The sequence below is a fragment of the Bacteroides sp. An279 genome (assembly GCF_002159615.1).
GTDB classification, from domain to species: Bacteria; Bacteroidota; Bacteroidia; order Bacteroidales; family Bacteroidaceae; genus Phocaeicola; species Phocaeicola intestinalis.
On sequence record NZ_NFJA01000030.1, the window covers coordinates 24,504 to 38,572 of the forward strand.

16 protein-coding genes are annotated in these 14,069 nt (G+C 45.4%); 12 read left to right on the forward strand and 4 right to left on the reverse strand.

The window, feature by feature from the left end; translation table 11 throughout:
- The first annotated feature begins 143 nt into the window (after window positions 1-143).
- From B5F78_RS07320 to B5F78_RS07330, 3 genes are read left to right on the forward strand one after another with little or no spacing between them, the layout of a single operon-like run.
- On the forward strand, window positions 144-1,235 hold the full coding sequence (locus B5F78_RS07320) for an alpha/beta hydrolase-fold protein (protein WP_162608502.1): 1,092 nt from the start codon (window positions 144-146) through the stop codon (window positions 1,233-1,235).
- A 3-nt stretch (window positions 1,236-1,238) separates the two neighbouring features.
- The gene (locus B5F78_RS07325; protein ID WP_022040301.1) at window positions 1,239-1,475 is read left to right on the forward strand and encodes an acyl carrier protein; all 237 of its coding nucleotides are present in this window, start codon (window positions 1,239-1,241) and stop codon (window positions 1,473-1,475) included.
- The gene (locus B5F78_RS07330; RefSeq protein WP_087210148.1) at window positions 1,462-2,775 is read left to right on the forward strand and encodes a class I adenylate-forming enzyme family protein; all 1,314 of its coding nucleotides are present in this window, start codon (window positions 1,462-1,464) and stop codon (window positions 2,773-2,775) included. Before B5F78_RS07325 ends, B5F78_RS07330 begins: the two co-directional genes overlap by 14 nt.
- Here the strand turns inward: B5F78_RS07330 and B5F78_RS17120 are convergent.
- On the reverse strand, window positions 2,750-2,917 hold the full coding sequence (locus B5F78_RS17120) for a hypothetical protein (RefSeq protein WP_239473415.1): 168 nt from the start codon (window positions 2,915-2,917) through the stop codon (window positions 2,750-2,752). The two genes, B5F78_RS07330 and B5F78_RS17120, sit on opposite strands and share 26 nt — an antisense overlap.
- 329 nt (window positions 2,918-3,246) lie before the next feature.
- Between B5F78_RS17120 and B5F78_RS07335 the strand changes: the two genes are divergently transcribed.
- The 5 genes from B5F78_RS07335 (at window position 3,247) to B5F78_RS07355 (ending at window position 5,914) form a co-directional block, all read left to right on the forward strand.
- A complete protein-coding gene (locus tag B5F78_RS07335; RefSeq protein WP_140400075.1) occupies window positions 3,247-3,873 on the forward strand; it encodes a hypothetical protein in 627 nt (208 codons plus the stop codon).
- Between the two features lie 69 nt (window positions 3,874-3,942).
- Entirely contained in the window at window positions 3,943-4,392 is a 450-nt protein-coding gene (locus tag B5F78_RS07340) for a hypothetical protein (protein ID WP_087406388.1), read from the forward strand.
- Between the two features lie 155 nt (window positions 4,393-4,547).
- Window positions 4,548-4,832 carry a type II toxin-antitoxin system HicA family toxin gene (locus tag B5F78_RS07345; protein ID WP_013617533.1) on the forward strand — a complete coding sequence of 95 codons (285 nt, stop codon included), beginning with the start codon at window positions 4,548-4,550 and terminating at the stop codon, window positions 4,830-4,832.
- Between the two features lie 3 nt (window positions 4,833-4,835).
- The gene (locus B5F78_RS07350; protein ID WP_087248175.1) at window positions 4,836-5,183 is read left to right on the forward strand and encodes a type II toxin-antitoxin system HicB family antitoxin; all 348 of its coding nucleotides are present in this window, start codon (window positions 4,836-4,838) and stop codon (window positions 5,181-5,183) included.
- Window positions 5,184-5,341: 158 nt separating this feature from the next.
- Window positions 5,342-5,914, forward strand: a complete 573-nt coding sequence (locus B5F78_RS07355) for a plasmid pRiA4b ORF-3 family protein (RefSeq protein ID WP_087406389.1) — start codon at window positions 5,342-5,344, stop codon at window positions 5,912-5,914.
- A gap of 82 nt (window positions 5,915-5,996) precedes the next feature.
- On the opposite strand, the gene phnW is transcribed toward B5F78_RS07355, so the two are convergent.
- From phnW to B5F78_RS07370, 3 genes are all read right to left on the reverse strand, one after another.
- Window positions 5,997-7,082 (reverse strand): 2-aminoethylphosphonate--pyruvate transaminase, encoded by a 1,086-nt coding sequence (phnW, locus tag B5F78_RS07360; RefSeq protein WP_087406390.1) that lies wholly within the window; start codon window positions 7,080-7,082, stop codon window positions 5,997-5,999.
- A gap of 174 nt (window positions 7,083-7,256) precedes the next feature.
- Window positions 7,257-8,051: a phosphonoacetaldehyde hydrolase gene (gene phnX, locus B5F78_RS07365; protein WP_087248171.1), complete on the reverse strand. Its 795-nt coding sequence runs from the start codon at window positions 8,049-8,051 to the stop codon at window positions 7,257-7,259.
- On the reverse strand, window positions 8,048-9,409 hold the full coding sequence (locus B5F78_RS07370; protein WP_087406391.1) for a DUF5690 family protein: 1,362 nt from the start codon (window positions 9,407-9,409) through the stop codon (window positions 8,048-8,050). Before B5F78_RS07370 ends, phnX begins: the two co-directional genes overlap by 4 nt.
- Before the next feature lie 512 nt (window positions 9,410-9,921).
- Here B5F78_RS07370 and B5F78_RS07375 point away from each other — a divergent pair.
- The 4 genes from B5F78_RS07375 to B5F78_RS07390 all read left to right on the forward strand — a co-directional run bounded on the left by B5F78_RS07375 (window position 9,922) and on the right by B5F78_RS07390 (window position 13,914).
- Entirely contained in the window at window positions 9,922-10,809 is an 888-nt protein-coding gene (locus B5F78_RS07375; protein ID WP_022040291.1) for a hypothetical protein, read from the forward strand.
- A 372-nt stretch (window positions 10,810-11,181) separates the two neighbouring features.
- A complete protein-coding gene (locus B5F78_RS07380; protein WP_022040290.1) occupies window positions 11,182-12,456 on the forward strand; it encodes a replication-associated recombination protein A in 1,275 nt (424 codons plus the stop codon).
- A gap of 15 nt (window positions 12,457-12,471) precedes the next feature.
- Window positions 12,472-13,431 carry a D-2-hydroxyacid dehydrogenase gene (locus B5F78_RS07385; RefSeq protein ID WP_087406392.1) on the forward strand — a complete coding sequence of 320 codons (960 nt, stop codon included), beginning with the start codon at window positions 12,472-12,474 and terminating at the stop codon, window positions 13,429-13,431.
- 9 nt (window positions 13,432-13,440) lie between these two features.
- The gene (locus B5F78_RS07390) at window positions 13,441-13,914 is read left to right on the forward strand and encodes a C-GCAxxG-C-C family protein (RefSeq protein WP_087209755.1); all 474 of its coding nucleotides are present in this window, start codon (window positions 13,441-13,443) and stop codon (window positions 13,912-13,914) included.
- Window positions 13,915-14,069: the final 155 nt, after the last annotated feature.

A 14,069-nucleotide genomic window follows, 5' to 3' on the forward strand; every position in this document is an offset into this window, starting at 1 on the left:
TTGTAATTCATCCCGACCATTCTGTGACCTTTACTTTTAAAGCTTCTCATGCAAGGATTGTCCAGATAGCCGGGTCTATGTTTGCCCAGCGTAATAGAATTAAAACTCCTATCGGTTCTTTCTCGAAAGAATCAAAGAAGAAAATGAAACGGGAAGGAGACTTCTGGATCTATACGACCGCTCCTTTGCCTTCCGAATTTTATACCTACCGTTATTTCGTGGATGAAGATACGATTTACCTGGATAGGAACAATCCGAACCGGGTGAGGGATATTGATAAAGAATTCAATTATTTTATCATTGGGGGAGGCATTGCCGATAATTATGCTACCCGGAATGTCAGGCACGGTACATTGCATCATGTATGGTATCCGTCTGAACTCAATGGAATGAAAAAGCGGCGCATGACCATATACCTTCCGGCGGCTTATAGCTCGGGTAAATCGTCTTATCCAGTTTTGTATTTGCTGCATGGTTCGGGGGGTGATGAAGATTCTTGGACAGCTTGCGGAAGGGCTATGCAGATATTGGACAATCTGATAAGCCAAGGGCTTTGCCGGCCAATGATTGTAGTGATGCCTAACGGGAATGTCACATTGGCCGCTGCGCCTGGAAGCGATCCGGCTCATCCGGATGTCCAGCCTGATGCCAATAATGTGGCATCGATGTTCGGGAAGTTTGAAAAATCTTTTGTAAAAGAAATCGTCGGTTATGTAGATGCCCATTACCGGACAATAAAGAACAAGGATGGGCGTGCCATAGCAGGTTTGTCGTTGGGAGGATTGCATACGCTGTATATTTCGTTGAACAATCCGGAGGTGTTTGATTATATCGGCCTGTTTTCAGCACAGACCACCAATGCGTTGAATAATAAAAGGATTCAGGGCATGAGGGGCATCAATGATGCTTGGAACGACCTTAAAAGTATTTTGCCTTTTATCGGGAACCGGGGATTGGATAAAAAGATATCTTCGTTGACGGAAGGTGCCAATAACGGCGATTTAGCAATCTATGAACACATGCAGGAAAAAATGGAACGTTTGTTTGCTGATCCTCCGGCACTTTATTATATTGCCGTGGGAAAGGATGATTTTACAAAGAAATTGAATGATGATTTGCGCAAATTGTTGGATGCAAATGCTTATCCCTATGTTTACCATGAGACGGATGGTGGGCATACATGGGAAAACTGGCGCAAATATCTGGTTGATTTTTTACCAAAACTATTTAAATAGGATATGAAAGAGCGTATTCGGACATTGCTTGAAGCAGAACTCCCGATTGTGGATTTTGATTCAGAATTTTTATTTAGCGAGTTGGATTCTTTAGGTGTAGTTACCATATTGATGATTCTTTCTCAAGAGTTTGGTATAGAGTTGGAATCCCGTGATGCCACACCTAAAAACTTCAGGTCGCTGGATACGTTGGTAGAACTGGTTGAGCGTAAACTGTCGGAGAAACATGACAAAGCTTGACGATTATTTGATACGCCATGCAGAGGAAAGGCCGGAGCATGATGCTTTGGTCTGTGGAACTGAATGTATTAGCTACGCTCGGTTATACGAACGTGTAAGGGAAGAAGCGGCGATATGGGCGTCTGTAAGCGGAAAGGCCGTTGTTGTCCGGGCTACTCAGTCGGTTGGTTTCATTGTGACTTATTTGGCGGTCCACTTGGCGGGCAAAACCGTTGTACCGTTAGAGAATGATATACCAGACGTCCGTATGGAACATATTGAACAGCAGGTAAGGGACAATGATATTCCGGAGGATGTCGCTGATATCCTTTTTACTACGGGTACTACCGGTGAGCAAAAAGGAGTGATGATTAGTCATCGTGCCATTGTGTCGAATGCAGAAAATCTTATCGGGTCACAGGGGTACACCGATGAGACCGTATTCGTAATCAGCGGTCCTCTGAACCATATCGGAAGCCTTTCTAAAATTTGGCCTGTCATCATGCTGGGTGGAACTATTATTATTACCGAAGGCATGAAAAACATGGATGCTTTTTTATCTGCATTCGAGTATCCGTCTTTTAGGCTTGCATCTTTTTTGGTTCCGGCAAGTTTGCGTATGCTGATTCAGTTTGCTTCCGGAAAATTAAGTGCTTTGGCAGGTAAGATAGATTTTATCGAAACCGGAGCGGCACCGATGTCTCAATGTGACATGTTGGTTTTGCGTGAGTTGTTGCCGCATACCAGGCTTTATAATACCTATGCCTCGACAGAAACGGGTATTGTTTCTACGTATGATTATTCATGCAACGAGTGCATTGCAGGATGTTTGGGATATCCCATGAAGCATGCTTCGGTTTTTATAACGGAAGCAGGTTCGGTGGCATGTAAAGGGCCTATGCTCATGACGGGTTACATAGGCGAACCGGCTCTTACACATTCTGTTTTGCATGAAGAGGCGTTATATACGTCAGATTTAGGTTTTATCGATTCCAAAGGACGTCTGAACCTTCAGGGGCGCATGGATGATGTGATAAATATCGGCGGTTATAAAATTTCTCCTGTCGAAGTGGAAAATCAGGTTTTGGCATATCCTGGTATAAAAGAATGCATTTGTATCTGTGCGGAGCATCCGGTTATCGGGCAAGTATTGAAGCTTCTTTATGTAATAGACGAAACTCCGGATTTTAGCCAGAAACAATTGGTTAAATTCCTGAAGAGTAATTTGGAGGCGCATAAACTTCCTTTCCTTTATGAACGGGTAGACAAAATAGAAAGAACCTATAATGGAAAGATTAACCGGAATTATTATAGGATATGAATGAATAGTCTGTCTCGTCCATCACGGCAAGGATGGTTCCTTTGGTCAGTCCCGAATGGTTGGCGATTTGTTCGGTCAGCTTCTCGAACGTAACCGTCCCTTTCGACACGATTTTAGGGTAAAGGCGTGGTGTCTTCCGCATTGGCAGAAGGCACAGGCAAGAAATCATAAAGAGCATCCATGATAATATGATACATTAAGGTTTATAATCTGTTTCCGGCAATATCTGTTTTATGTTCCACGGCGCGGAATGTACATTCCATGGGCTGGAATATACATTCCAAGGCGTGGAATATACATTCCAGCCCATGGAACATAAAACTGAAACATCTGTAAAGATAATACAATCCAAGTGCGAAAGCAAATGTTTGGGGAGAAAATGAGAATTTAATGCTGTGTCAGGATGAAATGATAAAGAAAGCCTTATCTTTGTATGGCGTTGTGTTTTTTTATTGGATAAATGTATAGGTGATGAAAACGGTATTGATTCTAGTATTCTTTTGGGCATCCGCTATGTTGGGTTATGGACAGGAGCAAGTATTTGATATGGACACTGATGGAAATATCACTATCAAGGGGAAGTATGTCGAAACATATCCGGTTAAAAAGTATAAGAATACTTCTCCTTACATTCGAATGTCGGATGAAAGCGAATATACGTCTAATGGAGACAGATACGACATAGAATGCTTGAAATACAGGAATTGGGAAAATGATCCGGGAGACATACACCTTATTCGTATAAGCTGCCAAGGAAAGAAAATATGTAGTTTGGAAAACAACGAAGGTTGGGGATACCTGACGAATGAGCCTGATGGTGATATAAGGAAAACGTCTTTCTATTATAAAATAGACCAGGGTGAGGATTCCATGGCGTTGTTGTTTATCGGCACTTATATAATGAGCCAACCGCCTCGCCTGACTATACTTGTTTTGAAAAAAGGGAATGCCTCATTGGTATTTGACAGATCTTCCTATGTTAATAATGTAGATAAAAAAGGGAATGAAACCATATTTACGTTACAGGCCAACACGGTAGAGTATAGGGATGTCGGTGTGCCATGCAACTCGCCGGAACTTCATACGGTTGGTGTTTAAGGAGGGGATGATTTATTACGAATAGTTTAGGAAGGAGCAATGGGTTATTTAATGAAACAAGGTTTGTAAATGATGAAAAAAAATGTATTACTGGTAGTCGTTTTGTTTGCATACGTGATGAATATGTATGCCCAGTCTGAAATTTGTGTTATATTTACTTCTACCCAATCTGAAGTAAAAGGAGTGAGACATTACATAAGTCCTAAAGATAGCCAACGATTTTGTGACAGGGTACATATATTTACACTTTTAGACCGCACGAATAAGGCGCAAAAGTATTCTTATGTTTTTGTGTATACACCTCTACGAAGCGAAGATTTGGTATTTTTGAGGGATACAACATTTTTGAAGGAAGTGCCCTTAATAGATTGGGATAAAGTTTCATCAAAGCAAGAAGCAGAGCCATTATATGAATCTATTTTATCTTGCGATAGAATCTATTTTATTGACCGGACGGAAACGGTTGATGGGAAATTAAAGGTTTATCCTGTCAAAAAATGGAAACCGGCGATGTATTAATTTGAAAATATATCAGAATTTGATTTGTCGGTACAGATTTGATAAAACACCTATACTTCTTATACTTCTTGCGGCATCTATTGTGCATAGTATATCTACGAAATATTTTGCTTTTAGTATCAAATTTAGTATCTTTGTGTTCAAATAATAAAAGGATGGGAACTAAAGAAAAATTGATTGCCCGTATATTGTCACAGCCGAAAGACTTCACTTATGATGAAGCTAAAAGGTTGTTCGGCATATTCGGATATACAGAAAACAATAAAGGAAGCACATCAGGTTCACGTGTTGAATTTGTAAACCCGGAAGGTGATGCTCCTTTCACGTTACACAAACCGCATCCGGGAAGCATATTAAAGGCATACGTGATAAAAGGTATTGTAGAGCATATACAGAAAAACAGGTTAATAGAAAAATACGAACAATCTAAAAACAAATAATTTATGGGATTCTTTAAATATAAGGGCTATTCGGGATCTGTAGAGTTCAGCCCGGAAGACAATTGCTTATTCGGTAAAGTACAGGGATTGCATAAAGCAACAATCTTGTATGAGGGGAACAGCGTGGACGAACTTCGTAAGGATTTTGAAGAAGGCGTTGACGATTATCTTTCGCAGTGTAAGGAACGGGGCGTACAGCCGGAAAAACCATATAGTGGAAAACTTATCGTAAGAATGTCTTCGGAACTTCATTCACGTGTGGCCGAGGCTGTAGCCGGAAGCGGAACTACTATTAATGACTTCATCAATAAAGCTATCGTGAACGAATTGGAACATGAATATGCCATGTGAACAAGAATGGCCGGAATGGCCGGAACCGGAATATGGAAAGTGAATCTGTTGATGTTTTCGGAAAAGAATTTAAAATCTTTTCGTATATTTGCAGTTCTTGAGGGGTGGCATAGTGAAGTGGCAAACAGAGGATGAACAAACAAAAATATACATAGCTCATGACTTACCAATTTAAAATTCAGATTAAAGGTATCACCAAACCGCCTGTATGGAGGCGGATATTGGTACCGGACTCTTTTACTTTCCAGCAATTCCATTTTGTAATCCAAGAAGCCTTTGGGTGGGAAAACGCGCATTTGTATTCTTTTTCCGATAAAGCTTACGGCGGTTCTTTCTATATATCCGAACCGGATGAGATGGATGCTTTCTCTTTCGCTCCAAGAAAAGATGCAAGTAAGTTGAAATTGCGTACTTTTTGGGGAAAAGATTCCTCGAAAAGTCTGGTTTATTGGTACGACTTCGGGGATGACTGGATACATACGATCAAATTGGAGGCCGTATCCGATGAGGCTCTCTTGCATGCCCGTTGTCTGGCAGGTAAGGGAACTTGCCCTCCGGAAGATTGTGGCGGTGTGCCCGGCTATGAATATATGAAGGGATTGTTGGAAGAAGACCCGGAATCGGAAGAAGCTCAAGAAATGCGTGAATGGCTGGGGCTGGAAGACGATGAGACTTGGGATGCCAATTACTTTAATCTTGAAGCAACGAACCTGTATTTGTCTCAGCTATAAGGGTGACATAACGTATCAAGTCCCGGCACAAAAGCATGATGCCTTGTGCCGGGACTTGCTGTATTGACTCCGTTTTAGGGAATTATCTGATTTCTTTGATGGCTTCTACCAGGCGTGTGAAATCGGATGGGAATACATCGCCGATGTTTCCGATGCGGAAGGTGTCGGCTTGCGAGATTTTACCTGGATAGATGACAAAGCCTTTCGCTTTCAGCTTCTGATAGAAATCCTTGAAGTTGAAATCTGCCGAGGGATAATAGAATGAGGTGATGACAGGCGATTGTGCTTCATCGGGCAGCAGGGTACGGAATCCCAGTGAGCGCATTCCCTCTACCAGTGTACGGTGGTTCTCACTATAACGGGCATGACGTGCGGCAATGCCTCCTTCCGCCTTCAGTTCGTTCAGGGCTTGCATGAAGGCGCGTACTACATGGGTAGGCGAGGTGAAACGCCATTTGCCGTGTCCTTTTTCCATGGTATCCCATTGGTCGTAGAGGTCGAGCGAGAGCGAGCGTGCTACGCCTTTGCATTGCTCCAGGAGCGAACGGCGTGCGAGGATGAATCCGAATCCGGGAACGCCCTGGATGCATTTGTTGGCAGAACTAATCATGAAGTCGATGCCTAATTGAGCCATATCGATGGGTACTCCCCCGAAGCTGCTCATGGCATCTACTATCAACACTTTATCGTGGCGTTTTACCACTTCGGCGATGGCTTCCAGCGGATTGAGCACACCCGTAGTGGTTTCGCAATGCACTACCGATACGTGTGTCACTTCGGGATGCTCGTTCAGGTATGCGTCTACCTGTGCCGGGTCTACCTGTTGGGTCTCGTCGAACTTCATCAGGTGATAGTTCAGGTGATAATAGTCGGCTATTACCCCCATGCGTTTGCCGTATGCGCCGTTGGCGGCAACCAGCAGGTGGTCTTCGGGGCGGATGACCGAGCCTAAGGTCGCTTCTACGCAGAAGCTTCCGCTTCCTTGCATCAGTACGGCAGTATATTCTTCGGGGTGGCTGCTTGCCAATTCTACCAGTTCTTTACGGATTACTTCCACAATGCCTACGTTATAGTCTTCGTCCCACGTGCACCAGTCGCTCATCATGGCTTCTTTTACGGTTTCACTTGTGGTTAACGGTCCGGGGGTCAATAATAAATACGGTCTCATGTTGTATATAGGTTGATGTTGATATTTAGTTTATTTTTTAGGAGTTAAGAAGTTAAGGAGTTATCACTCCGCTTTGCTCCGTTAGAAGTTAAGCCAATAGTAAGTCAAAGAACCGTATACACAGAGGTATTGGCTTAACTCCTTAACTCCTTTAATTAAAAGTTGTATTATCGGTTATTCGTTGTTCATGCGTGCGTTAATGGCATTGATCAGGGCGGGAAGTTCCTTGATGGAATCCACTACATAGTGTGCTCCGGCGGCATACATGCGGTATCTTACTTCGAGCATACGTGCTTTCAGTTCTTCTTCGGGCATGTTTTGCACTTCTTCTTCGGTCAGTCCCAGCTCGTTGCTTCCCAAGATGACTCCCACGCTCCATACGCCGGCGTTTACACCTTCTTTGATGTCGGAAATCGTATCTCCGTATTTCAATACCGAGAAGCGGGAAGGAATGGCGAGGTCGCACATATTCTTATAAATCATATAAGGTGCAGGGCGTCCGGCGGGCAGGTTGTCCGAGGTGACGCAATTGTCTACCTTGTATCCTTGCTCGGCGGCGGAAGGGATGACGATGTCCATCATCTCTTGGGTATATCCTGTGGTGGAGCCTATCAGGATGCCCATGCCACGCAGGGTGTCGATGGTTTCCACTACATGCGCTATCGGACCCGAATAGTTGCGCAGGGTGCTGAATAGCAGACGTTGGAATTCGGCGTAGCAGGATTGGATATCATTCTCGTTATAGTCGCGTCCGTATTTTTCGCGGAACGCCTGGCTTACGTGGTCGATACGGAACAGGGCACGGATTTCTTCAATCTTGGTCAGCCCCATGTGGGCACGTGTTTCGGCGGCGCTCACTTCGAGTCCCAGCGTACGGAAGCTTTCGATGAAAGCCGATACCGGTGCAAAACATCCATAATCTACGGCGGTTCCCGCCCAGTCTAAAATCACACATTCAATCTTTTTCATATAGCAGAAGTTGTTAAGTAGATATTATTTTCTTTTTCATTCTTTCTTGTTTCAGGTTGTTCCGCCTTTTCGGGCAGGGGGCCTTGCTTGCGTTTCCGGGCATAAATCATGTAGATCAGCGAGGCGATGAAGGAAAGGCAGCATGCCACTCCGATGAACAGGCTCATGTGGTTGTAGAAGGATGTCCAGTCGATGTGAGAGGCGCAGAATTCCTTGAAGAGCAACAAGCCGAGTGTGCCTAAATAGCCTACAAAATCGATGGTAATGATGAAGAACCCCACGTTTCCCTTTATCTTGAAGCAGGCGATGAAGCGTTCGAAGAAGATGGTCTGGAAGCTCAGGTAAGCGATGTCCAGGCAAAGGCTTTGAAGGAAGAGCCAGATGGTGGTGGGGATATGCTCGTTTCCTTCGGTCGCCCCTAAGAACGCCAAGGTTCCCATACCGAATGTAGAGAGTATCAATAACATGCAAAGCACCTTCAGGTGATTGTAGGTTGTGGCGAGCAAGGCGAATACAGCCAGCAGGACAAAGGTCGCTATCGAGTCGATTTGCGCGAATGCCCACGAAGAGATGGTCTGTACATCGATGATGCATACGATAAAGTCTTCCTTGATGTCGCGTTGTACGGTGAGCAGGAGGTTGGCTCCGAAAAGCAGGATGAGCAGGGGCATGAACCGGCGGAACAAAGCCCAGCGCTGGTGCCCGTTCAGTGTGACGCGTTCCGAACGCGAAGCGATGTCGGCTTCCGTAGGTCTGGGGAAGCGGGTCATCATCCATCCGGTGAAGCAGAGCAGGGGAAAAGCCGCGGCTCCGATGAGGGCAGGCATCCAGAACTCGCTCACGTGAAGCTGGTTGAGCGCATAAAGGCCTAACGATTTCGCCACGCCCGAGCTGAGCGCCATGCTTACGCCCATGATGCTGGCAAGGATGTCGGTGGTGCGCCGCCCTTCGAGGAAACTGAAAATCACTCCCCACATGCAGCCCAGCGAAAGCCCGTTGAAGTAGAGCGCCACTATATTATAAGGTATAGGGAGCACGCCGAAAGCGATGAGCGAGATTTCGGACAAAGCAGCCGAGCCGATGATGAACTTCAGGCGTCCTTCGGGTCTTAATTCGGAAATGTATTTGATGCCTAATAACTTTGCGCTTACATAACCCAGCAATTGGATGATGCTGACGGCTATCTTGTAGTCCATCCCGTACACTTGTAGCCCTTCGAACTCTGCCGCCGTGAAAGGCTTGCGCAGGGCATAGACCAGGGAATAGGAAAGCAGGGCTGTGCCTCCTGCCCAAAGCACGAAGAGCCAGTCGGGCATCGGCTTTTTGTTTCCGGGTATGGTTTGTGTTTGAGTTCTCATGTTTCTGTTCTCGTTTTGATTCCGGTGCAAAAGTAGGGCCTTGCCGTCAAGGGAAAAATGAATAAAGCAGGAATCATATTCGTGTAACAATTCAGAAACATTCCTGAAACGGTTCTTTTACAAAATAGACATCACACTGACATGGAAATGAAACCGGTTTGTAATATGAGGAAGCGTTACAATTGTTACAATTACAATTAATTGAAAACCGTTTTCATGTAAGCCAGCCGATGGTGCGAACTTCTTCTTAAAATTATATATTATATATATTATATAATATATAATTTCTATGTTGTCTCAGTCTTCCCTCATTGGAATCTGGAATCGCCTTGTTGAAATACACTTTTGTAATTGTCATTTGTAACAATTGTAACGCTTCGTGTCTTCCAAACTTGCATATACAGGCACATGCCGGTGCAGCTATATGCATCGGGCAACGCAACTATCTGCATGATTCGGGGCGGATATTTGAAGAATTTTGATTAACTTCGTGCCCAAACCCTGTTTTTATTATGGAGGAATTGAAAGAAATATACGACCGCATGACATTCTTGCGCCAGAAAGGCGTCAAGATGAAGGACATGGCGGAACGGGCAGGCTTTTCGCCCAGCGTCTTGTCGGCTATTTATTCGACGGTGCTTCCCGCTTATTTCAAGAACCGCGAGAAAGGGATGGGCGAGGAAGAGGCGTTGAACAATGCGCTGGTGTGGGTGAACAATGTGTCGAAAAAGAAATTGCTCGGTTCGCTTGCCCGATTGAAAGACTCTTTGTTCTCCACGGATTATCAGGCAAAGGCGGTTCCGGAAGATGCCCGATGCCCGTTTCTCGTACAGTTGGAAAACAATGTGCAGGAGACGATGGGGCGTGTGTTCAACTTCAGCGGCATTTACATCAGCTATAGCATTTCGTCGGGGAGCCGGAGCCTGAAGATTGAACCCTACCTGATTGCCCCTGCCGAGAACGGCAATTATGTGGAGGTGGGGCATAACAATGCGTATGGGGTGACCCATTGGGGTACGGCTTTGATGAACGGCTTCAACCACCTGTACCTGATGTTCAACGAGAACCCTTCGCCCCAACTCTCTTTGTTCTACATTTGCCTGAAGCTTCCGATGTACGACCGTCCGCCTTTCTTGCGCGGCCTGTATATGTGTTTCGACTATAATTACAATCCCGTGGCGCGGCGCATCCTTTTTGTAAAATATTCGGACAGCATAGCGCGTGACGAGTTTTTGAAATTGAAGGGAGAACTGAAGGCTCCGGAGGTGCTGGATGAAAAAGAAAAGGCATACTACGATTATACCTGTCAGGCGGAAGATATTATCCGTATGTGCAACATTCCTTCGCCTCGGATGACGGAAGACGACTTGAGGGTGGAAAAGAAAATATTGTCATTATAGCACAGATTTCGGATTATCTTGATTCTTTTGTTTGCTTTTAAAGAAATTTTATTACTTTTGTAACAGTATGAAGGGGTGGGGTCCTTAAAGAATGCAAAGAAAGAAAAATGAAAGAAAATCGAAAAACATGTTTAAAGACATAAGTTTTTATTTGTTTAGTTCAGAAAAAGGCCTCATCTTTGTGGTGTTATCCTGAAAACAATCTTTTTACCTTAAAAAAAAAACTAATACCTATTGAAAACTTAAAAAAGCTTCTTTGTGAAAAGAGGCTTTTTTTATGCCCTTACGTTTGCCTTTTTTATAAAATTCCCAGCTCTGTTTTTCCTTCACATCTTGAAAATACTTACTTTTGTGAGATAAAAAGTTAGAGTTATGTCACAACCATTGGCGGAAAGGATGCGCCCGAAAACATTAGACGATTATATCGGGCAGAAACATCTGGTGGGAGAAGGTGCCGTATTGAGGCGGATGATTGATGCCGGGCGCATCTCTTCCTTTATATTATGGGGGCCTCCCGGAGTGGGGAAGACCACGTTGGCACAAATCATAGCCAACAGGCTGGAAGTGCCTTTCTATACCTTGAGTGCAGTCACTTCGGGAGTGAAGGAAGTGCGTGATGTCATCGAAAAAGCTCGTGGCGGGCGTTTCTTTTCGCAGCAGAGTCCGATTCTTTTCATCGACGAAATACACCGTTTCAGCAAGTCGCAGCAAGACTCGTTGCTGGGCGCTGTAGAAACGGGGGTGGTTACCTTGATAGGTGCCACTACGGAGAATCCTTCGTTTGAGGTAATCCGTCCGTTGCTTTCAAGGTGTCAGCTGTATGTGCTGAAATCGTTGGAGAAAGACGACTTGCTGGAATTGCTTCACCATGCGCTGGAGAAAGACGCGGTGCTGAAAGAGAAACACATCGAATTAAAGGAAACCGATGCGATGTTGCGCTATTCGGGAGGAGATGCGCGTAAATTGTTGAACATTCTGGAACTGGTGGTAGAAGCGGACGATTCGGATCCGATTGTCATTACCGATGGGAAAGTGGTGGAACGCCTGCAACAGAATCCTTTGGCATACGACAAGGATGGTGAGATGCATTACGACATCATTTCGGCTTTCATCAAGTCGATTCGGGGAAGTGACCCGGACGGTGCTTTGTATTGGCTTGCCCGTATGGTAGAGGGGGGAGAAGACCCAGCCTTCATTGCCCGCAGGCTGGTGATATCGGCTTCGGAAGACATCGGGCTGGCAAACCCGAATGCGTTGTTGCTTGCCAATGCAGCATTCGATGCCGTAATGAAGATTGGCTGGCCCGAAGGGCGCATTCCGCTGGCAGAAGCCACCGTCTATCTGGCTACCAGTCCCAAGAGCAATTCGGCATATATGGGCATCAATGAAGCGATAAGTACGGTTCGCAGTACCGGAAACTTGCCTGTGCCACTCCACTTGCGCAATGCTCCTACCAAGCTGATGAAGGAGCTGGGATATGGGAAGGAATACAAGTACGCACACGATTATAAAGGACATTTTGTAGAACAGCAGTTTTTACCCGACGGCATCCAGGGACATCGTTTCTGGCATGCGCAGGAAAACCCTGCCGAACAGAAGTTGAAAGACCGGATGGTGCAGTTGTGGGGAGAGCGGTTTAAAGAATAACAAAGAAAAGTAATTATGAAGATTGTAGTATTAGACGGATATACATTGAATCCGGGAGAACGTGAATGGGAAGAATTGAAAGAACTGGGCGAATTGACGGTACACGACCGTACGTCACAGGAAGATGTGATAAGGAGGGCAGAAGGGGCTGATGTGGTATTGACCAATAAAGTCGTGCTCGACCGTTACACGTTGGAACATTTGCCCGATTTGAAATACATAGGTGTGTTGGCTACAGGGTATAACATCATTGATCTGGAGGTAGCCCGTAATCAGGGCATTGTTGTGACCAACATTCCGGCATACAGCACCGATTCGGTAGTACAGATGGCTTTTGCCCATATCCTGAACATTACATTACGCGTGGGGCATTATGCAAACGAGGTGCACAACGGTGTGTGGAGTGCACAAAATGATTTTTCTTATCGCGACACTCCGCTGGTAGAGTTGGCCGGGAAGCGCATCGGGCTGGTCGGTTTCGGGCATATCGGTCAGGCTATGGCTAAGGTGGCTTCGGCATTTGGCATGAAAGTGGTTGTTTGTCCGCATAATATGGATATGAAATTGCCGAAAGAATACGAGAAGGCGAAATTGAATGATGTGTTTTCTACTTGCGACATCGTGAGCCTGCATTGTCCGCTTACATCTGAAACGAAGGAAATGGTCAATTCGTTCCGTTTGTCATTGATGAAGAAAGGTTCGATTTTAATCAATACCGGCAGGGGTGGGCTGATAGACGAGAAAGCATTGGAACGTGCTTTGCTGAGTGGAAAACTGCTTGGGGCGGGACTTGACGTACTTTCATCGGAGCCTCCTTCGCCCGGGAACCCTTTATTGAAATTGAAAAATTGTTTCATTACGCCTCACATTGCTTGGGCTACTCAAGAAGCGCGTGAACGGTTGATGAAACAGGTAGTAGACAATCTGCAGGCATGGATTGGGGGGAAACCTATTAATAATGTATTGGAAAACTAAGCGATTATGATGACGAAAGAAGAACGTGTGGCGAAAGCTGTGTCTTTATTTAAAGAAGGATACAATTGTGCACAATCGGTGGTAGGGGCATACGCCGACCTTTATGGCTTTACACCCGAGCAGGCGTTCCGGATGTCGGCTTCGTTCGGTGCCGGAATCGGACGGATGCGTCTGACTTGTGGAGCGGCATGTGGCATGTTTTTGCTTGCCGGACTGGAACGTAGTGCAGTCGTGGGAGCCGATCGTGCAAGCAAGTCTGCCAATTATGCTTTGGTGCAAGAGCTTGCTGCAAAGTTCAAGGAACAGACCGGTACGTTGTGTTGTGGAGAATTGTTGGGCTTGTCGAAAAAAGAGCCTGTAACCTCTGTTCCCGAGGAGCGCACGCCACAATATTATGCCAAGCGTCCTTGTCCGAAAATGATAGAGTTGGCAGCTCGTATCTTCGGTGACTTTTTGGAAGGACAAGGACATTTTTCGAAGTGAATGTTACGTTCAGAACATTTAAAGAGTTGTATTTTGCTTGTTTTTTTCCCACCGTCAAGTTAGAAGTGCAACTCCGCCACCGCCTTCCTCCGTCCTTGGAGCGTAGCGGAAAGGGCGGAGGAAGGCGGTGGAAGCCGGGCTTCGGGTCATCCGGC